This is a genomic window from Thermococcus paralvinellae (assembly GCF_000517445.1).
GTDB classification, from domain to species: Archaea; Methanobacteriota_B; Thermococci; order Thermococcales; family Thermococcaceae; genus Thermococcus_B; species Thermococcus_B paralvinellae.
In genome coordinates this window covers 1,386,954-1,411,875 of sequence record NZ_CP006965.1, presented here as the reverse complement: position 1 = coordinate 1,411,875, position 24,922 = coordinate 1,386,954, and the positions used below count along the sequence as shown (strand labels likewise).

General features: G+C 41.3%; 26 protein-coding genes. 24 read left to right on the top strand and 2 right to left on the bottom strand.

The window, feature by feature from the left end; genetic code table 11:
• Positions 1-325: 325 nt before the first annotated feature.
• Positions 326-1,600, bottom strand: coding sequence for a tRNA (N(6)-L-threonylcarbamoyladenosine(37)-C(2))-methylthiotransferase (locus tag TES1_RS07865; protein WP_042681706.1), 1,275 nt, complete (start codon positions 1,598-1,600; stop codon positions 326-328).
• Between the two features lie 133 nt (positions 1,601-1,733).
• On the opposite strand from TES1_RS07865, the gene TES1_RS07860 reads away from it, so the two are divergent.
• Positions 1,734-2,471 carry an ATPase domain-containing protein gene (locus TES1_RS07860; protein WP_042682810.1) on the top strand — a complete coding sequence of 246 codons (738 nt, stop codon included), beginning with the start codon at positions 1,734-1,736 and terminating at the stop codon, positions 2,469-2,471.
• Here TES1_RS07860 and TES1_RS07855 read toward each other — a convergent pair.
• Positions 2,464-2,691 (bottom strand): TRAM domain-containing protein, encoded by a 228-nt coding sequence (locus tag TES1_RS07855; protein ID WP_042681703.1) that lies wholly within the window; start codon positions 2,689-2,691, stop codon positions 2,464-2,466. The genes TES1_RS07860 and TES1_RS07855 overlap by 8 nt on opposite strands.
• Before the next feature lie 279 nt (positions 2,692-2,970).
• On the opposite strand from TES1_RS07855, the gene TES1_RS07850 reads away from it, so the two are divergent.
• From TES1_RS07850 to TES1_RS07740, 23 genes are all read left to right on the top strand, one after another.
• Positions 2,971-4,191 (top strand): nickel-dependent hydrogenase large subunit, encoded by a 1,221-nt coding sequence (locus TES1_RS07850; RefSeq protein WP_227738478.1) that lies wholly within the window; start codon positions 2,971-2,973, stop codon positions 4,189-4,191.
• Between the two features lie 5 nt (positions 4,192-4,196).
• Positions 4,197-4,874 (top strand): NADH-quinone oxidoreductase subunit B family protein, encoded by a 678-nt coding sequence (locus tag TES1_RS07845; RefSeq protein WP_042681699.1) that lies wholly within the window; start codon positions 4,197-4,199, stop codon positions 4,872-4,874.
• Positions 4,871-5,704: a Coenzyme F420 hydrogenase/dehydrogenase, beta subunit C-terminal domain gene (locus TES1_RS07840; protein ID WP_042681697.1), complete on the top strand. Its 834-nt coding sequence runs from the start codon at positions 4,871-4,873 to the stop codon at positions 5,702-5,704. The genes TES1_RS07845 and TES1_RS07840 overlap by 4 nt, the downstream gene beginning before the upstream one ends.
• 43 nt (positions 5,705-5,747) lie before the next feature.
• Positions 5,748-6,953 carry a nickel-dependent hydrogenase large subunit gene (locus tag TES1_RS07835; protein ID WP_042681695.1) on the top strand — a complete coding sequence of 402 codons (1,206 nt, stop codon included), beginning with the start codon at positions 5,748-5,750 and terminating at the stop codon, positions 6,951-6,953.
• Between the two features lie 36 nt (positions 6,954-6,989).
• The gene (gene fdhD, locus TES1_RS07830) at positions 6,990-7,769 is read left to right on the top strand and encodes a formate dehydrogenase accessory sulfurtransferase FdhD (RefSeq protein WP_042681693.1); all 780 of its coding nucleotides are present in this window, start codon (positions 6,990-6,992) and stop codon (positions 7,767-7,769) included.
• Between the two features lie 285 nt (positions 7,770-8,054).
• Positions 8,055-10,190 (top strand): formate dehydrogenase subunit alpha, encoded by a 2,136-nt coding sequence (gene fdhF, locus TES1_RS07825; protein WP_042681691.1) that lies wholly within the window; start codon positions 8,055-8,057, stop codon positions 10,188-10,190.
• 5 nt (positions 10,191-10,195) lie between these two features.
• The gene (locus TES1_RS07820; protein WP_042681689.1) at positions 10,196-10,696 is read left to right on the top strand and encodes a 4Fe-4S dicluster domain-containing protein; all 501 of its coding nucleotides are present in this window, start codon (positions 10,196-10,198) and stop codon (positions 10,694-10,696) included.
• 10 nt (positions 10,697-10,706) lie between these two features.
• Positions 10,707-12,158, top strand: a complete 1,452-nt coding sequence (locus TES1_RS07815) for a hydrogenase 4 subunit D (protein ID WP_042681687.1) — start codon at positions 10,707-10,709, stop codon at positions 12,156-12,158.
• 6 nt (positions 12,159-12,164) lie between these two features.
• The gene (locus tag TES1_RS07810) at positions 12,165-13,379 is read left to right on the top strand and encodes a complex I subunit 5 family protein (RefSeq protein WP_042681685.1); all 1,215 of its coding nucleotides are present in this window, start codon (positions 12,165-12,167) and stop codon (positions 13,377-13,379) included.
• 2 nt (positions 13,380-13,381) lie between these two features.
• Complete coding sequence (locus TES1_RS07805) at positions 13,382-15,454, top strand: proton-conducting transporter transmembrane domain-containing protein (protein WP_042681683.1); 2,073 nt, start codon at positions 13,382-13,384, stop codon at positions 15,452-15,454.
• A 10-nt stretch (positions 15,455-15,464) separates the two neighbouring features.
• A complete protein-coding gene (locus TES1_RS07800) occupies positions 15,465-16,388 on the top strand; it encodes a respiratory chain complex I subunit 1 family protein (protein WP_051408200.1) in 924 nt (307 codons plus the stop codon).
• A gap of 10 nt (positions 16,389-16,398) precedes the next feature.
• On the top strand, positions 16,399-18,153 hold the full coding sequence (locus TES1_RS07795; protein ID WP_042681681.1) for a hydrogenase large subunit: 1,755 nt from the start codon (positions 16,399-16,401) through the stop codon (positions 18,151-18,153).
• Between the two features lies 1 nt (position 18,154).
• Positions 18,155-18,652, top strand: a complete 498-nt coding sequence (locus tag TES1_RS07790; protein ID WP_042681680.1) for a 4Fe-4S dicluster domain-containing protein — start codon at positions 18,155-18,157, stop codon at positions 18,650-18,652.
• The gene (locus TES1_RS07785; RefSeq protein WP_042681678.1) at positions 18,649-19,470 is read left to right on the top strand and encodes an NADH-quinone oxidoreductase subunit B family protein; all 822 of its coding nucleotides are present in this window, start codon (positions 18,649-18,651) and stop codon (positions 19,468-19,470) included. Before TES1_RS07790 ends, TES1_RS07785 begins: the two co-directional genes overlap by 4 nt.
• Entirely contained in the window at positions 19,430-19,708 is a 279-nt protein-coding gene (locus TES1_RS07780; protein ID WP_042681676.1) for a hypothetical protein, read from the top strand. The genes TES1_RS07785 and TES1_RS07780 overlap by 41 nt, the downstream gene beginning before the upstream one ends.
• Before the next feature lie 6 nt (positions 19,709-19,714).
• The gene (locus TES1_RS07775; protein ID WP_042681674.1) at positions 19,715-20,746 is read left to right on the top strand and encodes a formate/nitrite transporter family protein; all 1,032 of its coding nucleotides are present in this window, start codon (positions 19,715-19,717) and stop codon (positions 20,744-20,746) included.
• 45 nt (positions 20,747-20,791) lie between these two features.
• A complete protein-coding gene (locus TES1_RS07770; RefSeq protein WP_042681672.1) occupies positions 20,792-21,073 on the top strand; it encodes a monovalent cation/H+ antiporter complex subunit F in 282 nt (93 codons plus the stop codon).
• Positions 21,070-21,426, top strand: coding sequence for a monovalent cation/H(+) antiporter subunit G (mnhG, locus tag TES1_RS07765; protein ID WP_042681670.1), 357 nt, complete (start codon positions 21,070-21,072; stop codon positions 21,424-21,426). The genes TES1_RS07770 and mnhG overlap by 4 nt, the downstream gene beginning before the upstream one ends.
• Complete coding sequence (locus tag TES1_RS07760; protein WP_042681668.1) at positions 21,423-21,677, top strand: hydrogenase subunit MbhD domain-containing protein; 255 nt, start codon at positions 21,423-21,425, stop codon at positions 21,675-21,677. Before mnhG ends, TES1_RS07760 begins: the two co-directional genes overlap by 4 nt.
• A 1-nt stretch (position 21,678) precedes the next feature.
• Positions 21,679-22,443 carry an MnhB domain-containing protein gene (locus TES1_RS07755; protein ID WP_042681666.1) on the top strand — a complete coding sequence of 255 codons (765 nt, stop codon included), beginning with the start codon at positions 21,679-21,681 and terminating at the stop codon, positions 22,441-22,443.
• Entirely contained in the window at positions 22,440-22,844 is a 405-nt protein-coding gene (locus tag TES1_RS07750) for a sodium:proton antiporter (RefSeq protein ID WP_042681664.1), read from the top strand. The genes TES1_RS07755 and TES1_RS07750 overlap by 4 nt, the downstream gene beginning before the upstream one ends.
• A complete protein-coding gene (locus tag TES1_RS07745) occupies positions 22,841-23,326 on the top strand; it encodes a Na+/H+ antiporter subunit E (protein WP_042681662.1) in 486 nt (161 codons plus the stop codon). Before TES1_RS07750 ends, TES1_RS07745 begins: the two co-directional genes overlap by 4 nt.
• An 11-nt stretch (positions 23,327-23,337) precedes the next feature.
• Complete coding sequence (locus TES1_RS07740) at positions 23,338-24,897, top strand: proton-conducting transporter transmembrane domain-containing protein (RefSeq protein ID WP_042681660.1); 1,560 nt, start codon at positions 23,338-23,340, stop codon at positions 24,895-24,897.
• The last annotated feature ends 25 nt before the right edge of the window (positions 24,898-24,922 follow it).

Genomic DNA, 24,922 nt, shown 5'->3' with positions numbered 1-24,922 from the left:
CTTATAAGTTTTGTGATTGTGCCTAAACTGCTATCTGAAATTTAGAAGATACCTTTTACATCTAGGATTGTTATTTTGGAGATTTCATGAAGTTTACAGAGTTCAGAAACCAGCTTTTTGAAGCTCTCGTAGTCTTCATATTCGATTTCTGCAATGATATTGTATTCACCCTTAACAAGAAAAATCTCTTGGGATAGACTATGTATTTTCAAATAGTAATCAATAAGCCCCTCACATCCTCTAAAACCTTGAATAAGCAGTATACTTTCATTTTTTCTTCATCCGAGGATTAGTATCTCCCAAAGTTAATACGGCTTTCGTATTTTCAAAGAATGGATGTAACAAGCTCTCCCATCAGATAAGTTGCAGTTGCCTTTGTGACTTTTACTTTCACGAATTTCCCAATTGAGGCCTCTGGCAGAATTATTTCCTTATAGTTCATTGTTCTACCTTCGATTCCTCCTTTCTTTCCTTCGCCATGTGTTAAAACTAGGGCTTCTCTTCCAACATATTTCTGATTTATCTCGTAGCTTATGGCTAACCTCAAGCGGTGAAGATAGCGGGAGCGCTCTTTAACACGCCAGCCAACTATCTGGTTTGGCATTCTTGCCGCTAAAGTTCCGGGTCTCGGAGAGAATCTTGAAACGTTTATCTTATCTGGCTTGACTCTCTTTATAAGCTCAACAGTATTCTGGAAAGCCTCTTCGCTTTCTCCAGGGAACCCGACAATTATATCTGTATTTAAGTTCAGCTCTGGGAACTCTTTCCTGAAGGCATTTACAATTTCCTCAAAATCTCCAACTGTGTACGTCCTGCCCATTTTCCTTAGAATTTCATTATCTCCACTCTGAACGGGCAAATGCAAGAATTTGTAAATCTTTTCATCTTTGTAAGCATCAATGAGCTCATCGAGAAACTTTATGACATGATTTGGGTTCATCATGCCGACTCTAATTCTAAACTCTCCTTCTATGGACGTGAGTTCGTCTAAAAGCTCAGCTAAGTTTGTCCCAATATCAAAACCATAGCAGCCGGTATCTTCGCTTGAGAGCTGTATCTCCTTATATCCTTTAGCCAATGCCTCTTTAACCCATCTGACAATTTTCTCTGGGGAGTAGCTCTTCAGAATTCCTCTTGCAAAGCGAGTCGCACAGTAGGTGCACGCATTCAAACAGCCCTCACTAATTGGCACAACAAAAACTACTTTGCTCTTCCACATTCTTGGAAGCTCAAGCTTGTCTATCTTTCTCTGCTCCACGTCAATGAGCTTTACCCCTCTTTCTGCTAGCTCAATAGCTTCAACAATCCTATTTATGCTCTTAACTCCTAAGATTGCTGATACTCTTTCATCTATTGCTTCAATGTTAATATGGGGCAAACAGCCGGTGACAATAACCTTTTTGCCAGAATCGAGGAGTTCTTTAATTCTCTTTTTCATGTGCTTTTCTGTGGGATCTTTTACAGCACAAGTGTTCACGATTATATACTCTGCACTATCCAAATCGGCTATCTCATAACCTGCACTAACCAAAATGGCTTCCATAATTTCTGCATCTGCTTTATTTCTTGTGCATCCATACGTTTCAATGTGGATTTTCATTGCGAACTAACTTAAGGATATTAATTTAAAAAGTTAATTGGACGAAACTGCCCTTTTCTGGCGAATGTTACTATAGAAAAACCTCTTGTAGTAATGAAAACGGTTATATATTGGCAGATTTATATTGGAAATAATGAAACGAGTAAAGACGGGCTTAAAAATTCTTGATGATGCACTTCATGGTGGTATCCCCGAAGGCTCTACAGTTTTAATACTTGGCGAGAGTGGTACAGGTAAGACTGTGCTTTCGGCACAATTCTTGTACAATGGTGTTGTTAAATATGGCGAGCCTGGAGTTTATGTTATCTTTAGAGAACCTGCTCAGATGTTTAAAAGGTATATGCGCTCTTTTGGATGGGATTTTGACAAACTTGAGAAAGCTGGGAGGCTTTTAGTTGTTGATGGTGTTTCAGTAGGCATGGGATTACCTTTGGGTACCTCTTTGCTGATAATAGAGGAAAAGGAATTTAGCTTAGAAACCTTCTTTCGGTATCTTTATCGAGCAGTATCTTTTGTTAATGCTAAGAGATTGGTGATAGATTCGTTACCACTTTTAATGTTTAGATTGACAGAGAGCAACATGAGAGATGCTCTGCTTAACTTAATTGTATTTCTTAAGAAACTCAATATAACGACGTTTGTAATTTCATCTCCAAGTTTTAGAAAGCTGTCAGATATAGGTGCCGAATTTTTATTTTCTGGTATTATAGAGTTGAGGATTAGAGAAGTTAAATCCGTGGGAGGTGTCACGGAATATCGTAGAGAAGCTTTAATAAGAAAAATGAGAGGAACAAAACACTCACTCTTATATATTCCCTTTGAAATTGACAGTAATGGTGTAGTGATGTTCGAGAGTAGTCTAATTAAATAACCTCTCCAAAAGCGAATTTTCGCTTGACAGAGTTAATTACGATCTCAACTTCTTGACCTACTTTTGTGTTTGGAACAAACACAACAAAGCCCTTAATCCTAGCTATTCCGTCTCCGCCTTTTCCTATACTTTCGATTTTAACAGTGTATCTTTCTCCAACTTTAACTGGGGCTACTCCACTAAATCTGTCTCTATTTCCGCCAAATCTATCTCCATACATTTTCAATATCTCCTTTCAAATATTTCAACGCTCCTTAGAAGAGCGTCATCCTTACTATACTTGTGCCTTTATAAAGCTTTGCATCATAGTGCTCTTGAATACTGCAAAACTGCACTCACAATTTAAAATAAATTGTAGGGAATTCTTTGAAACACTTAAAAATATTCTACCAGTTTATTTGCCATTTTTCTTTCTGATGATGCCATTTTGATCCGAAACTTTTACGTTCTAAACTTTTGGTTCAGAAAACCCTTTTATTTTAGTTTTCATAATAACCTAGTGACAACAAGAAGAAAGTTTGGAGAGGGAGGGATATTAATGAGCGAGTATCTTCAGATAGATGAGCTTTGCAGAATTGCTGGTGAGGCTAAGTTAGTACTTTATCACGAAAATGGGGAAGTTAAACAAGCTAATTTCATTGCTACTGCTCCAGTGAGAGGATTTGAAAAATTAGTCATAGGAAAAAATCCTCTCTTTGCTGTTGAAGCAGTCATGAGAATATGTGGACTTTGCCATGCATCACATGGAAACGCAACTGCAGAGGCAATAGAGAATGCTTTAGGAATTTTGCCCCCTAGAAATGGTTTACTAATTAGAGAAGCACTTGGCTTGATAAACAGAATTCAGAGCCACATTCTTCAATTGGCAATGATGGCGGGAGACTTCATAATTGAAGAGAAGAGAATGGAAGTCATCTTTAAGCTGATGACCTTTCATGGAAAGATAAGTGATTATTTGCTCAAGCTGGGTGGTGCTGCAACACATCCACCCTATTTGACGGTTGGTGGTCTTTTAAGAGTTCCAAAGTGGAGTGTATTCAATAATCTTAAGGCAAGACTCCCAGAGCTTAAGTCACTCTGGGCCGAGATAATGGCTTATTTAGTGGATGAAGGGTACTTAACTGAGATTGCTATGGAGCTTAAAGAAAAGAAGTTCGCTCCCGAATATCTAGCTTCGCACATGTTCTATGGTGATGAATATAATGTTTCTCCAGATGCCGTGAAGACAGTTCCTTACTGGGACTACAAAGGTGAGAAAGAAGATGTAGCAAAAGAGGCTACAACACAGGTCGCATTTTATAAAGGAAAAGCGGTTGAAGTTGGTCCCAGAGCAAGAATGGCCATTTATAGATCTTTCAGAGACAACTCTCTCTTTGGTATTCACTTGGCTAGGATTGAAGAAATAACAATAGCACTTGAAAGGCTGGAAGAAATTCTTGACCAAATCAATATGAATGAACCCTTCAGAACTCAGAACATAATCTTTGGACCTGGGAGAGGAGTTGGGGTTTATGAAGCCCCAAGGGGTACGTTGTTCCACTATGTAGAGCTTGGAGAAGAGGGCAGAATTCAAGACTTTAAGATAGTGGTTCCGACGATGTTTAACATCCCAATTATGGAAAAAGCAGCGGAGGGACTTAGTATTCAAGCTGCAGAGGCTGTTATGCGCTTATATGATCCTTGTATACCATGTACAACCCACGTTGTTGAGTTGAGGTGAGTAAAATGGAGAAATTGAAGGTCCTTCATGTTGATATTGGAGGGTGTGAAGGCTGTAATGTTAGCATTTTAAGAGCACTTCCAAATATTCAAGAGTTCGTTGATTTGGACATGAAATACTTAGCAAAGAAAACCTGTGCCGGAGACAAATATGACATTGTCATAATAACTGGTGGAGTTTGCATGAATGAACCTCATATAATTGAAAAGGTAAAAAGTCTTAGAGAGAAGGCAAGCACTCTCGTTGCTTTTGGTTCATGCGCAACATTTGGAGGAATTTTAAGGTTCTGTAGGGGTGGGCAAGAACCTAGGCCAGACCACAGAAACTTCCAGCCTATAAATAGTGTTGTCAAGGTTGATTATTCAATTCCTGGTTGTCCCCCAACCCCTCAAATGGTCCAATCATTCTTCAAGTTCTTTATAGCGGGTGATGAAAGGAGACTCAGATTGTTCAAAGTTTGTGCGGATATCAAGAAGCTCAGCGGTTTCGACTTGATTGATGACATCGTTTTAACAGGTCTCTGCATTGGCTGTGGTGCATGTGAGCTATCATGTCCAACACAAGCAATTAAAATGATAGATAAGAGGCCTAACCTTATAGCTGAAAAATGTATTCGCTGTGGAACGTGCTATGTGAGATGTCCTCGTGCATCTCAACTGCTTTGTATGGGGGGTAGGATATGATTGGTTTACCATCAGAAAACCTTTTAGGGACTGTCTTTGGAGTTTATTTAGCAAGGGCCAAGGACGAAGAGATAAGGAAGAGAAAAGTTGCAAGTGGTGGAGCAGTTACGGCTTTACTAACTTATGCCCTTGAAAAGGGCATAGTTGATGGCGTTGTTACAGCAAAGAGAACAAAAGGATTTGAAGGGCAGGCAATTGTTGCTCATAATAAAGAGGAGTTATTAGAAACGGCAGGAAACAAATGGAGCATAGTCCCGTTTGCAGCGAGAATGAAAGCAAAGATTGAGGAAGAAGATTTGAAAAGAGTTGCTTTAGTATGTTTGCCATGTCAGGCACAGTTTTTTGCCCAAATGAGGGATTTTCCTCTATTAGAGACTGATTTCGGTGAAAGAATAAAGTACATAGTAAGTCTGTTCTGTATGGGAACATTTGCTTTTGAGGCTTTTCTAAACTACCTCAGAATGAAATACGGGATAAAAGCAGAGCAAATAAAAGATATTCATCTTAAAAAAGATTTCCTTGAAATAGTATACAATGACACAAAGCTTGATTTACCAATTGAGGAGGTTTATTCCTATCTCCAAGCTGGCTGTTTGGTGTGTACAGATTACACTGGAACATGGAGCGACATCTCAGCGGGTTTTGTAGAGAGTGAACCTGGATGGACACTCCTTATAGCGAGGAATCCTAAGGCTGAGGAACTCATTAAAAATGCAGAGAAAGAGGGATATTTAGAACTAAGAGAAGGTTCTCATTTAATTGGAGAAGTTTTGAAAAAGGCAAGGGAAAAACTTGCAAGAGCTCAACAAAACATGATGTATTTGCTTTAGTTTTTTAGAAAGTTTTTTATTTTTAGCTTCAAAATCTTAAGACATGAATGAATTTAAGAGTACACCAAACTACATACCCCTTGAAAGTATTACAAGAATAATGGGTGAAGCTAAGCTGGTTTTCCAACAGGAGGATGGCATAGTTCAAGATGCTTTTTTTATATCAACTGCTCCGTTAAGGGGTTTTGAAAAACTAGTCATTGGAAAAGACTCACTTTTTACAATTAAAGCTGTTATGAGGATTTGTGGTGTTTGTCACGTTGCTCATGCAAATGCTGCTGCTGAGGCTATAGAGAGTGCAGTTGGCATTTCTCCCCCAAGAAACGCTTTATTGGTAAGAGAGTTGCTGGGTTTGGTGAACAGGATTCAGACGCATATTCTTCTCCTCCTTATGGTTAGTGCAGATATGATTGTTAAGGAAAAGAGAAATGAGTTAATTCTCTGCCTAATTAGGTTGTATGATAAAGTCAGTGACTATCTACTTAAATTGGGAGGAGGAGCAACTCATCCACCTTATTTAACGATAGGTGGCATTTCGAGGGTGCCAAAATGGAGTGTCTGGAATCATTTAAAAGCAAAACTCCCAAGAATTAAAAAAGAGTGGGAAGATATTAGGTATTCTCTCTTGGATGAAGATAATCTCACAGAAATTGCAGATGAGCTAAGAGCAAAAATGGTTAGAAATGAGTTTCTAGCGTCGGACTTATTTTTTGGAGATAAGTATAAAATTTCTTTTAAAGAAATTCAAACTGTTCCTTATTGGGAATATAGAGAAGAACCAAGGAAGCTTGTGAATGAAGCCACAGTTATGGTTGCATTCTACAAAGGAAAACCAGTTGAAGTCGGCCCTAGGGCAAGGCTCACACTTCTCACCCCCTTTAAGGGAATATCTCTATTTGGGCTCTATGCTGCGAGAATACTAGAAATAGAGCTAGCCTTTGAAAGGATGAAAGAACTTTTCAATAATATTAACATAAAGGAACCCTTTAGAAGGCAAAACATTATCTTTGGACCTGGTAGAGGTATTGGAGCTTATGAAGCTCCGAGAGGGACTTTATTACACTATGTAGAACTTGATGAGGAAGGAAAGATTAGTGGGCTAAAAATAGTCACTCCTACAATGTTTAATATCCCAGTGATTGAAAATGCTGTTAAGGGATTGACGGTTGAAGCTGCTGAAGCTGCTGTTAGACTGTTTGACCCATGCATACCATGTGCCACTCATGTGGAGCATATACAGAAAAATTGAAAAAAACTACTTATATATTCTAACTCTGGTGGTTAAATGATAAAAAAGATAAATATCTTCAAGTGGGATAACGGTTTGAAAACTATTGAGGATTATGTCTGCATTGAAGAGAGATTTGAGGTTTATCTCGTTTATAATGAATTTGAAGAGTTTCTTGCTGAGCTTCCAGCTTCACCAAGTCAACTTAGAGAACTTGGAGTTGGTTTCGTTATTTGTGAGGGATATGAGAAAGCCGAGAGGATTGTTGACAGCTGGATTGAGGGAAAGAAAATTTACGTAAAGGTTAAAGATACAGATATCGGTCGCTTCGGAAGTGAGCTGACTATAAGGCACACCCCCTGTGGGGATCCGTATAAAGCTAGGGAGAGTAAAGTCATCGAGGGAAAAACGGGAGAAATGAGAGTCCATCCTGAGCTTATCTTGAGAATATCCTCCTCTATGACTCAGCTTGCAGAAACGTGGAAAAAAACTGGGGGAACTCACTGGGCAGCCCTTTTTGATAAAGACGGCAAGATAGTTGCGTTTAGTGAGGATATAGGCAGACATAATGCCGTTGATAAAGTAGTTGGTTATGCAGTTCTCAATGGACTAAACTTGAGTGAGTTAATTTTAGCCTCAAGTGGTAGAATGCCCTACGGCATGGTGAAAAAAGTTGTCAATGCAGGCATGCCTATTGTGATAACCAAGTCCCCACCAACTGACAAAGGTGTCGAGCTTGCAAGGAAATACAACATAACATTGATTGGATTTGCTCGAGGAAAAAGGTTTAATATATATAGCGGTGAACATAGAATATCATTTGAAAACAGAACTTAACACTTTACTATTATTTTAACGTTAGCAAATATGTTAAACAATTTTATTTATAAGTGTGTTTGTTTAAACTCTCTTTTAGAAATTATACAAAACAATTTAAAAAAAGGATTCTCAGCATTTTATTTTGCTATATCCCAACGATTACAACCTTTTGTTAAGAACTAAGCTATAAGAAAAGGGTTTTAAAGGAAATCGTTTAACGGACTTTTGAAGCAGACATGAGCACCAAAATGTAATAGTGCATTAAAGAACATATATGTACACTACCATTGGGAGGTGTTCCGCTTGGCGGAGAAATTAGTGCCTGTAGTGTGTCCGTACTGTGGTGTTGGATGTAGGTTCTATATCAAAACCGTAGATGGGTATCCAGTGGGTATCGAGTATGCAACTGACATACCTGGAATATCAAATGAAAATGGTAAGCTCTGTCCAAAAGGAAACGCAGCGGTTGAATACCTCTTAGCAAAGGACAGGCTTAAGAAGCCATTAAAGGCTAAAGAGCAAGGAAAATTCGTCGAAATTAGCTGGAGTGAAGCGATTAAAGAAGTTGCTGAGAGATTGAAGGCATATGCAAAGGATGATCCAAATCAATTGATGTTCTTCGGTTCTGCAAGAACATTTAACGAGCCAAACTACCTCATCCAAAAGCTTGCAAGAATGCTTGGCACAAACAACGTTGATCACTGTGCTCGTCTCTGTCATGCTCCAACAGTTACTGGATTGAAGCAAGTGTTTGGAGCAGGTGCAATGACCAACACATACAAGGACATAGAAGAAGCGAATGTCATCTTTATCATTGGCCACAACTATGCGGAAACCCATCCAGTTGGATTTAGATATGTCCTCAAGGCTAAGGAGAGAGGAGCAAAGGTTATTGTTGCAGATCCGAGATTTACAAGAACAGCATGGCATGCTGACATATTCCTTCAACACTATCCAGGAAGTGATGTTGCACTGATAAACGGTCTCATTCACGTCATAATCAAAGAGAAGCTCTATGATCCAAAGTTCGTAAGGGAGAGGTGTGTTGGTTTCGATGAGGTAGTCAAGGCAGTTGAGAAATTCACACCAGAGTTTGTCGAGAAGGTAACTGGTGTTCCAGCTGAGCTTATAGTTGAGGCAGCAAGAACATTTGCAACAGCAGGAAAGGGTGTTATAACCTGGGCAATGGGTCTCACTCAGCACACTCATGGAACTGAAAACGTCAAGCTTCTCGGAACACTTGCAGCTATCTGTGGATATCAGGGCAAAGAAGGTGCTGGTTGTTCTCCAATGAGAGGACAGAACAACGTTCAGGGAGCATGTGATATGGCAGCTCTGCCAAATGTGTTCCCAGGCTACCAGGCAGTTACAAGCGAAGAGAAGAGAAAGTTCTTTGAGGAATTCTGGGGTGTTGAACTGAGCGGGGAAGTTGGACTTACAACAGTTGAGGCAGCTTATGCAGTGGATGAAGGAAAGGTCAAAGCATATTACGTTATGGGTGAGAACCCAGTTATCAGTGAGGCAAATGCAAATCACGTAATGCACGTCTTAGAGAAGCTTGAATTTATGGTTGTTCAGGACATAGTTCCAACACCAACAATGGAGTTTGCTGACATTGTTCTGCCAGCAGCTGCAATGCTTGAGAACGAGGGTTCTCTTACAAACACAGAGAGAAGAGTGCAGTGGAGCTTCCAAGCAGCTAAGCCACCTGGAGAAGCAAGACCTGACTGGTGGATTATCAGTGAAATCGGTAAAGCTGTTGGCTTCGATAAGGATGGATCAAAGGGATTCATTTACAACGATGCAGCTGATGTTCTTAGAGAAATCAACGCATGTACCCCACAATATAGGGGCATAACCCCAGAGAGACTCAAGGCTAACTTGGCTGGAATTCACTGGCCATGCCCAAGCCCAGACCACCCAGGAACAAGAGTCCTCTACAAGGAGAGATTCTTGACTCCGGATGGAAAAGCTCACCTTGCAGCTGTTCCAGAGTACAAGGGTCCGGTTGAATTACCAGATGAAGAATACCCATTCCTTCTCACAACCTACAGATACGTTGGAATGTACCACACATTAACAATGACTGCAAGAAGTGATGCATTGAATAAGAGATGGCCAGAGCCATTAGCTGAAATTCACCCAGATGATGCCGCTAAGCTTGGCATAAAGACAGGGGACTGGATTAAGATTGAAACAAGAAGAGGAGTTTATCCAATCAAAGTCAAGGTCACAAGAACCATCAAGAAAGGTGTTGTCGGTGTTCCATGGCACTGGGCTGCTAACGTTCTCACAAACGATGCTCTCGACCCAGTAGCAAAGATACCCGAGACAAAAGCATGTGCATGTAGAGTTGCAAAGATCAGTGAAGAGGAGGCAAAGAAGCTCATGGAGAAATTACCATCAATTGTACCAAGAATTGAGGTTGTTAAGGGGTGATTTAAATGGCCCGCAAGACTATCTTTATTGATTTTTCCAAATGTATTGAGTGTAGAGCCTGTGAAGTAGCATGTGAAAGAGAGCACAATGGTAAATCTTTCATTAACGTCTTTGAGTGGCAAGAAATGGCCGCAATGGCCTTAAACTGTAGGCACTGTGAAACTGCTCCATGTGTGGAAGTCTGTCCAACTAACGCTCTTTACAGGGATAAAGACGGCGCTGTCATCTTGGCTCCTCAGAGATGTATCGGTTGTCTCATGTGTGGGATAGTCTGTCCTTTTGGAATTCCAGAGCTTGACTTAATTAACAAAGTAATGGGTAAGTGTGACCTATGTGCTCAGAGGAGAGCTGAAGGAAAAGAGCCTGCTTGTGCTGCAACATGTCCAACTGATGCATTAATCTTTGGTGACTTTGACGAGATACAGAGGAAGAGAAGGGAGAAATTCACAGAAAGAGCTATTGAAGTTGCGAAAAAAGCTGAGAAGATCTCACTCCTCGGGGTTTGAGGTGGTTAAAATGAAAGAATTTTTTATCCTTTCTTTTTTAATTCCTTTAATTGCGGGCGTGATATTGTTTAGGTTAGATGGTAGAAGAGCTGATTACGTCATGCTCATCTCTGTGATAATTGCAGCGATTTTAAATTTGGCAGGTGTTGTGAGTTATTACACAGCAGGTATGCCAACTATTCATAAGGTTCTCTTTAAAACAAAATCCTTTGGAGAGGTTTATGGTCTGATAATTGACCCAATGAGCGTTTCTGTTGGATTTGTTGTTATAACAGCTGGCTTGCTTTTCATGTTATATGCTAAGGATTACATGAGTCCAAGAAATAAGGAGCACCCTGTCTACTCTGATAAGGGAAGGTTCTATGCCTGGATGGTTCTCTTCATTGGTGCAACTTTGGCCTTCATATACTCCTCATCAATACTCCAACTCCTAATATTCTTTGAAATTATGAGCCTTGCATGTTGGGGTGTTGTCAGCTATTATGGGGGCAAAAAAGCAGAGCGCTCAGCTTACAAGGCTCTAATTGTGACTAACTTTGGTGCAATGGTTGGTCTTTATACAGCAGTTGCTATTGGCATAACAAAGCTACATGACTTGAGCTTATTTGCACTATCAAACTTATCAGGGGACATGAAACTTATTGTCTTCATTGCAATAATGATCGCTGCTTTCACCAAGAGCGCTCAGTTCCCGCTTTACTCCTGGCTTCCGGATGCTATGGTAGCCCCAACTCCAGCGTCTGCTTTCCTCCATGGTGCAGCAATGGTTGAGATGGGTGTCTATCTCTTAGCAAGGGCAATTCAATTTATGCAGCCACTTCCGATTCAGGCATTTTACGTAATGGCGTCATTGCTCCTGGCAACGTTGGTAATTTGTATATTCATGTATCCTCTACAGAAGGATGCAAAGAGACTTTTAGCATATTCAACAATCGCTGAATCTGGCTTAATGTATGTTGGTTTAGCGTTTGCCGTTTTAGGCTTAAAGACTGGCTTACAAGCATCAATGTTCCAGCTCTTCAATCACGCGTACATCAAAGGTTTGGCATTCCTCACAGCGGGAACTTTCAGTTATGCTATTGGAACTCTCGAAATGGATAAAATCAAGGGTCTGATTAAATCACTGCCAATTTCAGCTTACAGCTGGACTTTTGCATTGATAGGGTTAGCTGGAGTTCCACCATTTGCAGTCTTCTTCAGCAAGCTTGCAATACTAACGAACATCAAGGGGGCATTAGGAAACCCACTAGCATTAGCTTTGCTTGTCATGGTTTTAATAGATGCTGGAGTCTTCCTGATGGTTGCACTGAAGAGAATACATGGCATGGCATTTAGTGTTTGTGAATGTAACGAAAAATACGATATCTCTGACTTGATGAAGCTTTCAATGATTCTCCTGCTTATACTTGGAATAATAGCTCCGCTCATATCATACCCATTCATAACTAAGATAGGGTGGTGAGAGGAAATGTTCGCCTTTGACTTCACACTCACTCTCGATAAAGTTTCACTACTCTTTGCTCTTAACGTAGGGATACTTGGGCTAGCAGCGATAGTAGCCTCACTCAAGTATATGGACATCTATGAGTTTAAGCCTAAAATTCCCTACTATCCAACCTTACTTGTCTTTATAATCTCAATGTTGTTAATACCAATGGTTAGAGATTGGTTTAGCTTCCTGTTCCTTTGGGAAGTCATGACTCTGGCTTCCTACTTCTTGATTATCTATGACTATCCTGAAGAGAGTGCTAAGAAGGCTGGATGGAAGTATTTTGTAACTATGCACCTCTTTGATACTACACCATTAATCTTTGCAATAGTCCTATACTATGCGGTAACCGGGACTTTCAACTTCACTCAATTTACACAGTATAAGGACATTATAGTCTTCTTGATGTTCTTTGGATTTGCTACAAAGTGTGGTTTGTTCCCAATGCACTTCTGGTTGCCTGATGCCCACCCTGCGGCTCCAAGTCCAGTCTCTGCTATATTGAGTGGTGCAATGGTTGAGCTTGGTGTTTACGGAACAATCAGAATTCTCGATTTGGTTGACTGGAGAGTTTCAAGCTGGGTAATTTATGCAATTGGTTTAATGGCAATGCTTAGTATGGTCTCAGCTATACTCAGCTATCCACTTCAAGACGACGTTAAGAGACTGTTTGCTTGGTCGACAATAGACAACATGGGATGGATGTTTCTGCTAATCTTTGCGGGATTGTTGGGAATTACGGGAGTTGAGAAGGACATTAGCTATTATGTGGTAGCCCATGGGTTGGCTAAAGCAGCAGCTTTCATATCAGCCGGAGCTTTGCTTTATGTCTTTGGAACCAAGAGTTTGAGCAAGATGAAGGGCTTCATGAACAGCGATGCCTTTACCGCTGGACTCTTTGCCGCATCAATCTTCGCCTTAGAAGGTGTGCCACCGTTCAACTTGTTCTTCAACAAGCTCAACATCATTAAAACTCTGCTTGAGGTCAGTCAAGGCTTGGCCATATTCGTTGCTGTGGAATGGGTCATAGCGTTCATAATCTTCCTCAAGATATTCCACGCTTACGTGATAAGCGAAGGAGAGCCAGAAGTTAAGCGCAAATTACCAGCAAGCTTGGCTTTCAGCATTGTGGTGTTGCTTGTGCTCTCATTGATAAGCCAATTCATGTGTGACTTCATATGGGCGAGGTGGTGAAAATGAAGGAGCTGTTCACCTTAGCTGTAATCCTGTACTTTGCATCAATGCTGGTCGCTCTGATATTCAAGAGAAATTATAAACTTTCAATCAGCTTGGGCCATGCATTCACAGCCTTAGCTTCCCTCTCACTGTTAGCTTTCACTATAAATGCTATACCCCTTGCACTTCAAGGAAAAGCAGTAGACATTGTTTACAACATTGGCGTGGCTAAGATACCCTTCCACATCGATGGGTTATCACTCATACTCTGCTTTGTCTTAGGAGCCTTGGGATTGGCAACATCAGTTTATTCACCAAAGTACATGGAGTTCTATGAGAAGCTTGGCAAGGGATGGCTCTACATAATACTATACAGCACCTTCGTGCTCTCAATGATACTCATAGTTACTGTATCAAGCTTGTTCTGGTTCCTCTTCCTCTGGGAAGTCATGACCTTTGCATCCTATGTCTTAATGATCTGGGAAAGCGAGGAGGAATACGTCAGAAAAGCTGGGTGGAAGTACTTTGTAACGATGCACATAACGAGTACACTGCCGTTGGTTATAGCGGTCGCTTTGCTCTACGCTAAAGTTGGCTCAGTTGATGGACTAAACTTCGCAAATTTAGCTTCACTCAAGCTCAGCCCAATATTCTATGTCCTATTCCTAATTGGCTTTGGAAGCAAAGCTGGTGTTGTACCAATACACTTCTGGTTGCCTGATGCGCATCCAGCTGCGCCAAGCAACGTATCTGCTTTGATGAGTGGTGTCATGATTAAGGTTGCAGTTTATGGATTGATAAGGACAACTTGTTTCATATTAAAACCAAACGTAACATTTGGTTACATTGTTGCAGCTCTTGGGGCAATAACATTAACTATTGGAACTCTCTATGCATTAAAACAGACTGATGCTAAGCGTTTGCTTGCTTATCACAGTGTTGGACAGATGGGATACATCTGGCTTGGAGTCGGAGTTGGAATAATCTTCATAGCCAAAGGTGGTGCTTACGCTGCTTTCGGTGCAATAGCCTTAGCGGCTGGTCTTTACCACCTTGTGAACCATGCTCTCTTTAAAGGTCTGCTCTTCCTCTCAGCCGGGTCAATCCTCTACAGAACTCACAGCAGAGATTTAAACACCTTGGGAGGCTTAGCTAAGCTGATGCCATTCACAGCGATATTCACATTTATAGCTGCAATGTCAATAGCAGGAACTCCACCATTCAACGGATTCATGAGCAAGTGGATGATTTATCAGTCAACATTCCTTTCAAATAATGGACTCATTGTATTCTTCGGCGTAATGGCGTTATTTATCAGCGCAGCAACTTTAGCGTCATTTATCAAGTTTTACACGACAGCATTTGGAGGAGAACCAACTGAACTGACAAAAGACGTCAAAGAAGTATCTTCACAAATGCTCATAGCAAAAGGTTTCCTGGCATCACTCTGTTTAGTCCTAGGTTTAGTTCCGGCATTAATCCTGCCGCTTCTCCTTTCACCAGGTAGTGATTTAACAGGTGTTGAGTTGGCAAACTGGATAACAACCAAGTACTGGCTTGTGATGATAAAAGCTCCTTCAATGCCTATTGGTGCAGAGAGTTACTTTAAGCCCCTGCTATTCATGGCACTGTTCTCTGTGATATTCATCGGAATGTACCTACTGTTCCCGATCTCAAGAAAAATGGATGAACCATGGACACTTGGTGAGCCTGTTGCAATGAGCCAATACAAATACAAAGCTGTTAACTACTATGAGCCATTTGAGGAGTACATACACTTCTTGTATCATGCAGGTCACGTGCTTAGTGAATTTGGAGGCAGAGTCAACAAGGCAGTTGCAAGGTTGTATGTTGGATTTTCAGAAGCTCTCCATAGTTGTGCCAATGCTGTATCTAGAGCAGTTACTTTGCTTGGACACTCCTACGTTAAGAACACCTCTGAGATTTACTTTGACGAATACTTTGTTGCACCTCTCGTCAAAATATCTAGGGTAAGCGGTATCTTGCTTGATGAAGGATTTGCCAGAGTTAATGGAGCGCTGACTCTTGCACTAGTGATTTTGGCCGTGATACTTGCATTAATGGTGCTGTGAGGTGAGAAAAATGATGTTTGAGAAAATTGCATTCGCTGGTGCTTCACTCATAATAATACTCCTCCTTCCTCCACTCTTAGATGGAATAGCTAGGAAAATCAAGGCAATACTTCAATCAAGACAAGGTCCTCCACTGCTTCAGACTTACTATGACATCTCAACCTTGCTCTCAATGGAGCCAATACTCCCAACGGATAGATTAGGCTTCATTGTTGCTCCATATGCGGCATTTGCAGCAGCACTTTCAGCTGGATTAGTATTACCATTTGGAAACTTCATACCAGTTGCATTCACGGGAGATATCTTTGTCTTCCTCTATGTGCTGGCAATATTCTCGATTTCAATGATGATGGCAGGATTCCTTGTTAACAACACTTATGCAAATGCTGGAGCAAATAGAGAGATGATGATAATCCTCAGCGTAGAGCCAATACTTGGTGTTGCTCTTGGAATATTTGCATTGAAAACTCATACATTAAGCATAAGCGGAATTCCAATGAATCTAACAATCACTCCCTCTGTCATACTTGCGTTCATATTCCTAGCATACTCCATTTATGTCGAATGTGCTTTCATACCATTTGATGTTGCTGAAGCTGAGACAGAGATCTTGGAGGGTCCATTTGTAGAATACAGCGGAAGATTATTAGGAATCTTCAAATGGGCCATGTTGATAAAACGTGTGGTCTTAATCTGGCTATTTGTGAGCTTCATTGTACTGCCCATAATGAAGAATATCGTTGACATAACATCTCTTTATGGTGCAGTTGCTACATTAATAACTCAGCTGGTTATGCTGGTCGTATTTTACGCAACATCGGCGGTTATTGAGGCGACCACAGCTCGTATGAAGATAACTCCGATAATAAAACAGAATACAATCATATTTGTTGCAGGTTTGATTGCGTTAGCAATTGCTTCGTTAGGATTGTGAGGTGGTGTTCATGCCTGAAATTATTGAATTCAAGGAAGCTGTCGAGAAAAAGAGAGTTAGTTGGGGTAGCGAGAAAGCTAAAGTCACGAAAGAATATTTGGATGAAATTCTTCAGAAGTTTGGAGATAAGATAAAGGAAGTTAAACAAGTTGCATATAACCAGTGGATTATTACAGTTGACAGAAACGATGTACCTGAAATTGTCCTCTACTTCCTCAACAATGAGAAATGGAAAGAAACTCAACTGTCAACAATGGTTGCAACTGATGAAAGGCCTTTGAGAGGAAAATTCAGCATAACTTACTGGCTTAGCATAAATGGAGCAGCCGGTGACTTTTACCTTGGAGTTAGAGCATATATCCCGGAGGAGGATCCTAAGTTCATCTCAATAACACCAAAACACAAGGGTGCAAATTGGTATGAGAGGGAAGCATATGACATGCTTGGTTTGGTTCCAGAAGGACATCCTGATCCAAGAAGGCTTGTACTTCCTGATGACTGGCCATCATGTGTTTATCCACTCAGAAAGGATTTCCATTACTCAGATAGTCCACCAGGAAAGAAGTTCTATCCATATAAGAAGCCCAAAGATAACGAAGTTATAGTGCCTTATGGACCATATCACGTTGCACTTGAAGAGGCAGCTCACTTTAGACTCTATGTGAAGGGTGAAGAGATCGTTGATGTTGATTATCGCGGCTTTTATGCACACAGAGGAATTGAGAAAATCGTTGAGGGAAGGCTAACTTATGATCAAGTATGTTTCATAGCCGAAAGAATTTGTGGAATATGTGGATGTACTCATTCAACAGCATATTGTCAGGCTGTTGAAAATGCAGCTGGAATTGAGGTTCCTGAGAGGGCTAAATACATAAGAACCATTGTCCTTGAAATTGAGAGGCTTCACAGTCACTTACTCCATTTGGGAATTGTCTGCCACTTAACTGGATTAGATGTTGGATTCATGAAAGCTTGGGAACTTAGAGAGCACGTAATGTGGCTTGCTGAGCGCTTGACAGGTAACAGAAAAACCTATGGTATGCTCCTTGTGGGTGGGGTTAGGAGGGATTTCTTAGAATACAGAAAATCTCTGATTGAAAAAGTGTTGAGGGATCTTAAGAGTGGCTTTAAGGAATTTGTTGACAATATCACATTTACAAAAACGTTCGTAAAGAGATGTGAAAGCGTTGGGGTTCTTCCCTACAAAGTTGCAAAAGAATGGGATGTGGACGGTCCATTGGGAAGAGCTTCTGGAAGAGACTTTGATGTTAGAAGGGATCATCCATATGCCGCTTATGGGGACTTGGACTTTAAGGTTCCAGTTTACAAGGATGGCGACGTGATGTCAAGAGCTATGGTTAGAATCGATGAAGTTTGGGAAAGCATCTGGATAATTGAACAAGCCTTAGATCAGCTTCCTGGAGGAGACATACTTGCAGAATATAAAGAAATTCCACCATACCAAGAAGCTTTAGGCATGACCGAAGCACCGAGAGGAGAGAATGTTCATTATGTGATGACTGGTCCAAATAACAAGATCTACAGATACAGAGTCAGAGCTGCAACATACAACAACTTACCTGCGGTTCCAGACATGATGAGGGGTTACACGATAGCGGATGCTCCCCTTATAGTTGCCAGCATTGATCCATGCTACTCCTGTACAGAAAGAGTCCAGATAGTTGATGTTGAGAGCGGAAAAGTTAGGGTTTTGAGTGAGGAGGAATTCAACAAGCTAGCAATAAAAGCCTCAAGGAGGGTGTGAAATGCCCGTAACACTCAAATATCCATTTGTCAAGCTTGAAGCTCCTCCGGAATACAGAGGAATACCTCAGATAGACCCTACTCTCTGCATTGGCTGTGGTGCTTGTGTTAATGCCTGTCCTCCTGATGCTATCCTTAGGATTGATGACTACGATAAGGGAACAAGAAGGATAGTTCTTGATATTGGTAGATGCATAAGGTGTGCAAGATGTGAGGAGGTCTGTCCAACAGGAGCAATAAAACTCACAAACTTCTTTGAAGCTGCATCACCAGACAGAAGGGATCATGTCGAAATAGTTGAGCTTAGGCTCGTTAAGTGCAAAGGTTGCGGAAGATACGTGGACTTTACCGAGAGACAAGTTCAGAAAGCTCTGCAGATATTGCCAGAAGAAGTTATAGAAGAGGAAGCCCTTGAGGACAAGGTCTATCTTTGCAGAGATTGTAAACGGAAGGGGACAGTAGATTCTACAATTAGAGCAAGTAAGGAGGTGGTTCTATGAGCGCAAAACCCAAGCTTAGGTCTATTTGGGTATTCCACCTTAACACAGGTTCATGTAATGGATGTGACATTGAGATAATCGATGTGCTTACACCATTCTATGATGTCGAGCGCTTTGGAATAAAACTTGTTGGTAGTCCAAGGCATGCTCATGCAATGCTCGTCTCAGGTCCTCTAACAAGACAAGCATACTATGGTGCAAAAATGGCAATAAAGGCTATGCCACCTGAGCCAAGAATAATAGTGGCAATTGGAACTTGTACATGCAGTGGAGGAATATTCTACAACGGTTATCCAGTCTATAGAAGACCTGAGAGTGGCAGAGAGGGCAATGAATATCCCAGGTTTGGAGGTATAAATGAGCTACTCAAGGATCTCAGGGATGAAGGGGTAAAAGTGGGTCCGGTGATATATATACCCGGCTGTCCACCGAGACCAGAGGAGATAATCTATGGAATTGCCCAGCTCGTTGGACTTGTTGAGAAGAAGCTTAGCTATCAGCATTATACAGAAGAAACCTCTCCGTTCAGATTACCAGAAATGCCGATTGAAGAGCGCATAAGGTTAACGCTTAGAGAAAAGCTTAGACATGTTGTAGGATATCTAGACAGGGATGCAATTCTTGAAGATTTCATGAAGCTTGTTGAAAAAGCTGAGAAAAGTGAGAATCCCAAAGAAGAACTCAGAAAGCTTGTTGAAGAGTATAACTCAAAGCAGAAGGATATGAGAATAGTATTCTGCATGAAGTTACTTGAGAGTGAGTACTGGAGGGTTAAAGATGCCATATCAGCTGGTAAAGAGTTCGTATATTGGATTTGAGACTTACATAGCAGGTGCCCTTTCCCATGTAGAAGGAGATTTCCTAGTTGAGGAAGTTATTGGTGAAATTAGCGAAGATACTGCCATGAAAATTGAGGAAGCTTTAGGTGGATTAGAAATCACGCTCACCAATGCTCCCCTGATTCCCCTCGATGATATAGATGAGGGGGATAGACAGCTCTTGCTCAAAGCTTTGCAGACTTTGGAAAGTAATGAAGTGCTTAGAATAAGGAGGTGAGTTGGGATGTCAAAGGAAAAGATATTGTATGGAGTTGATGCAACTTTTGAAGCAGTTGCAAAGAAGGCAACACCAAAGTACAAGACAACCCCAGGAAGGTTACTGTCTGCAGGATTCATGGCAGGTGCATTCATTGCCTTCGGTTTCATTTTAGCAATAGTAGCCGGCTGTGTAGCAAAATATCCCCCCTTCGCTGCTGGTGACACATTCAATAAAGCACTGTTCAAAGTCCTCTTAGGTGCAGTGTTCCCAGTCGGTTTGATTGCAGTTATCCTTGCTGGTGCTGACCTCTGGACTGGAAACGTCCAGTTCCTCAGTGCAGCAAAGGCAAAGAGATATGCTGACTTCAAATGTGTCCTCTACAACTGGTTCGGAAGCTACGGTGGGAACTTCATAGGCTCAATATTCCTTGCACTCCTGGCAGTTCCATTGACAGGACTCTTTGGTCATGTCGGTGACCCTAACATCTTCGGAAACACTGCTGTTGCAATAGCGACAGGTAAAGTGTCAAAGGACATACTTGCATTGTTCTTCCTTGGTATCGGATGTAACTGGCTTGTCAACGTTGCAATATGGCAGTCAGCAAGAGTTCAGGACGGTGCAGGTAAAATCCTAGCAATATGGTTCCCAATCTTCGCTTTCGTTGCAATAGGCTTTGAGCACGCTATTGCAAACATGTGGGTTATCCCAACGGGAATCATAGCAAGCAACTACGCCATAACATGGAGCCAATTCTTCCACAACGTGGTTCCAGTCACATTTGGAAACGCTGTCGGTGGATTCCTCTTTGTGGCATTCTACTACTGGTACCTTTCACATCCAGAACTCAGCACTAATGAAATAATCAAGGAAATCGTGGACTTCTTCGTAGTCTTCATTGTGTTCTGGATAGTTGCAGCACTCATCCCAGCAGGCATTGGAATTGCCCTCGACAAGGCACTTGGCAAGGGTGCAATGTACATTGTCCCATTAGTGCTAACACTTTACTACATCGTTGGAGCATTTGTCCTTTACAAGAACGTTGAGACTGCTGCCTGATGGCTCTTTCATTTTTTCATATTTTCAACGAGAGAGGTGAGAAAAATGCTCGAAAGTGCGTTCATGACGCTCATGAAATTTGTCATCCCACTTTACCTGTTGGCGTTCATAATTTACGGGATTAGGGCATTTAAGGGTCCCACAATAGTGGATATTATTCTTGCCGTTGATTGTTTGTCATTTGACATTGCTGCGTTTATGGCGATTCTGGCTGTTTATTTCAAGAGTGTCTTTCTCATAAGCGGAGCGATAATTTTGGCATTGTGGGCCTATTTGCTGGATATCTACATCGCTAAACATTTGGTCAGTAAGGAGGTGGGAGTGTGAGCGAGATTTTGTTCTACTTAGGTGCGCTGATGATAGTCATTGGTGGGATTTGTGATCTCTTTGGGGCATTAGGACTGCTTAAATTCCCGAACTTTTACGTTAGATTACATGCTGCGACAGTTGGCACTATTGGCGGCGCTGTAGTACCATTATTTGGTGTTGGTTTTCTTGCACTTGGGGCAGACTTTTTGCCGCATAAGTATGCGATTGCAGGAGCTAGTTTCGTCACTGGAATAATTGTGCTTTTGGCAGCTCCGGCTGGTGCTCATGCTTTGGCTTATGCTGCTCACAAAGCTAGAATTGTTAAATGGCAGCCGAAGGTTGACCATCTCGCAGAGGTGAGGGAAAAATGATTGAAACCCACTTACTAATGCTCCTCGTCACAGTAATCATCGGGTTAATCTTCTCATACTTGGCAATACTCGAGAAAGATTTGTTAAAGGCAGTAGGTTATTCTGCAGTCCAAGCCATTGCTTACGCCATTGCTTTTTACATCCTCATGGCACCAGACATCGTCCTAGCATACATAGCAATTGCAGTTGGTATCTATTCCGCATTATTGGTCTTTGTGGTAAGTAAGACGGAAAGATACGAGGTGGTGTGAAATGAAAAGGTTAATTCCACTCATGATTATACTCATCTCAATATTTGGGTTAGCCTATTACATCGCTCCAAAACTCCCACAGCAAACTGAGTTAAGGCCATTGGGTGAGTTTTATTTAGAAAACAGTTATTTTGGTGATTATTCTGCCAAAAGCCCGGAAGTTGTGACTTCAATATTGTGGGATTATCGTGGTGTTGATACTCTCTTCGAGACTTCAGTCTTCTTCCTTGCAATCATTGGCAGTCTAACCTTATTTAGACTCAACAAGAAGCAAGAAAAAGAAGCAAAGCAAAAACCAGAAGAATTCAGTGGTGGTTTAACTTTGGTAATCAAGAGTGTAACTAAGATTATTGTTGCAATGATTCTTGCTGTTTCGGCTTCGATTGCTTTGCACGGTCACCTCACACCTGGTGGTGGTTTTCAGGGTGGTTCAGCACTGGCAGTAGCACCATTGTTAATCATTGCCGCTTACTCCAAGTACGCTCTTGAAGAACACGGATTAGACAAAACAAGAGCATTAATCCTCCGTTCTATTGGGTTGCTGGGTATTGCATTGACTGCTTTGGTTCCTCTCCTTAGTGATGGTTTCGTCATGCAGAATCAGCCAATTTTCCCAGCAGAACTTGGTGGACAACTTATCGGTGGCTCACTAATCTACTACAACTTCTTTGAGTTCTTGGCTGTCGGTGCTGGATTCACGGCAGTATTCCTGCTCTTAGCAATCCCAGAAAAAGTATTCAAAAAAATCCTGGGGGTGAGACAATGATCGCCTTCATTTGGGCAATTATAATTCTAACTTTGCTTGCCACGATTGTAATCAGCTTGTATGGAATTGCGAGGAGGCCTAATTTAGTTAAAAAACTCATTGCACTAACAATCTTCGGCGATACTGCTAACTTACTCGTAGTCTTATTGGGCTATAGATTGATTTACCCAGTCGCTCCACCCATTTTGCCAAGTTTGAGTAAGGAAGCCCTCCAGCAGTTTATCAGCACGGCAGTTGATCCGCTCCCGCAAGCTTTGGTGATTACAGCTGTTGTTATTGGAATGGCTGTAAACGTGCTTATTGCATTTGCAATAATCCAAATCTACCGCTTGTACGGGACTGTAGACACTAGAGAGATTGGTAAAAAGTTGCCCGCTTTACTGAGGGGTGGTGAGCAATGAGGGGTGTAATTCCAACTGCATTGTTAGCATTCATCACTTACATTCTGTTCACTGGCTCTGCAGAGCCATTTGATTTAGTTACTGGATTAATTGTAGCAATCGGCGTTGGCTTGCTTGTAGGCAAGTATTTGGTTAAAGAGGATGCTAAGGCGTTAAATCCAGTTAGATGGCTTTGGGGGATAATATACTTCATCTGGTACATGATTGTTGCCGAGACTAAGTCTCACATTGATGTCATGATTAGAACAATCACGGGTAACTATAATCCAGGAATTGTAAAAGTGCCAATCGATGTGAAAACAGACTATGCAAAAACACTTGTGGCGAACTCTATAACGAACACTCCCGGCACTGTAGTCGTTGACTTGGATGATGAGTATATGTATGTGAATTGGATTAATGTAACTACTACAGAGCCTGAAAAAGCCAAGAAAGAGATTTGTGAAGATTTTGAGAAGTATGCTAAGAGGATTTTCGAGTGAGGTGGTGAAGGATGAATGTCGTTGGCTTAACCCCAATCATTCCAATTGTCTTTGCATTCGCACTACCATTATTCTCAATCCTCATCAAGGGAGACAGAAAAATCGTTCAAGCTTACGCTCTAATTGGAACTGGTTTAACTTTAATCAGTGCTTTCAAGCTCTTCCAGCTGGCTTATTCTTCAAGCACTCCCTTAGTTTATACTTTCGGCAAGTGGGTTGCTCCAATTGGAATTGTGTATGAGGTTGACAAATTAGGGGCTTTAATAGCCTTAGTTACTGCCGCACTAATGTTCCTCATTACGATTTACTCTTATAGATATTTAGAGCACGAGGAAGGTTTAGAGTGGTACTATACACTTTACTTGGGCTTAGAAGCAGGTTTGCTTGGTGTATTGCTTACAGGTGATGCCTTTAATCTTTTTGTTATGATTGAAGTTACGAGCATTGCAGCTTATGCTTTAGTAATGTTCTATCGCGACAGGGGTGATTCAGTCACTGCCGGGCTTAAATACGCTTTAATCGGGGCAGTTGGAACGACAATGTATTTCTTGGCATTAGGAGTGTTTTATGGAGCATTTGGTACAGTAAATTTTGCTGATTTATCAGCAAAAGTTCATGGAATGTCGTTTCCAGTTACTGGAACGCCAGTTGGGAACATAATCTTGGCATCTGGTGTTGCTTTGGCTTTGGCTACGTGGGCTTTCCTTATTAAAGCGGCAATTGTGCCGAATCACTTCTGGCTTCCTGAAGCTCACCCAGCAGCTCCAAGCCCAATTTCAGCAGTGCTCTCTGGTTTGGTCGTAAACGTTGGTGTTTATGCCTTGATTAGGTTCCTATACACGGTTTACGGTGGTCAGTTAACGCCAGAGCTTGCTCATGTAGTCAGTATGTTAAGCACGATTGTAATAGTTTTGGGAGCAATCTCTGCACTCTTTGGTGCTTTGATGATGAATGTTCAAAAAGACGTTAAGAAGCTCATTGCATATTCAACAATTATGCATATGGGTTATCTGTTCATGGCTGTTGGGCTTGGCACTCAGCTTGGACTTCAGGCGGCATTATTCCACATTATCAATCACTCGATTGCTAAGGCATTACTCTTCCTTGCGGCTGGAGTCTTCATTCATGCTGTTGGTTCTAGGAATATAGACGATTTGGCTGGTTTAGGCAGGAGGATGCCAATTACGACGTTTAGTCTAGCAATTGCAACATTAAGCTTAGTTGGAATTCCACCACTCAACGTATTCTTCAGTAAACTCTTACTCTTCAATGCTTTGATGGAGAGGAGCTTTGGCTTGGCCTTGATGATCGTAATTAGTTCAGTGATTGCTCTAGTAGCTTACATGCGTGTCTTCTATGTTATTTGGCTAGGAAAACCAAAAGAAAACCTGGAAATCAAAGAGCCAATGAGCATGAGCTTAGTTTGTCTGCTGCTGGCATTAACATGCTTAATACTTGGATTAGCGGCACCAGTTATCTTGGACAAATTGATTGAACCAGCGACAGTACAGGCACTTAATTATCAAAAATATATCGGTGTCATTTTAGAATTAGCGAAAAACTTGCGTTAACAAATTTGTATACATTTGTTTCTTC